We start from the raw sequence: 256 nt of genomic DNA, 5'->3' as shown, positions 1-256 counted from the left end.
GACGCCATCATCATGCCGGTGATGCCGATGACCTGCGCGCGGGCCTCCGCCTTCGCTTCAGGCGTCTCCCCCCGGAACGCCTGGTGCGTGTCGCGGAACAAGCGATAGATCATGTTGAGCTGGAAGTTGCGGAAGGTCAGCAGCACCCGAAGGAAGTCGTTCTGCTGCACGCGCGGGCGGCTGTCGCTGTCATAGTTGAAATGCGTTTTCCATGTCAGCTCGCCCGCCTTGTCGATCGCCGCATCGGTATCGAGGC

Annotated in this window: 1 protein-coding gene; it reads right to left on the bottom strand. The window is 62.5% G+C overall.

The genetic code is table 11. The features are described from left to right. Positions 1 to 256 (bottom strand): hypothetical protein (locus JI667_RS22240; RefSeq protein WP_206858698.1); only part of this gene is annotated, 256 nt, incomplete at both ends.

The organism is Bacillus sp. NTK074B, from assembly GCF_017303375.1.
Lineage (GTDB): Bacteria > Bacillota > Bacilli > Bacillales > Bacillaceae_B > Rossellomorea.
Note: the sequence above shows the minus strand (reverse complement) of the source record. Positions and strands in the feature narration are given on the sequence as shown.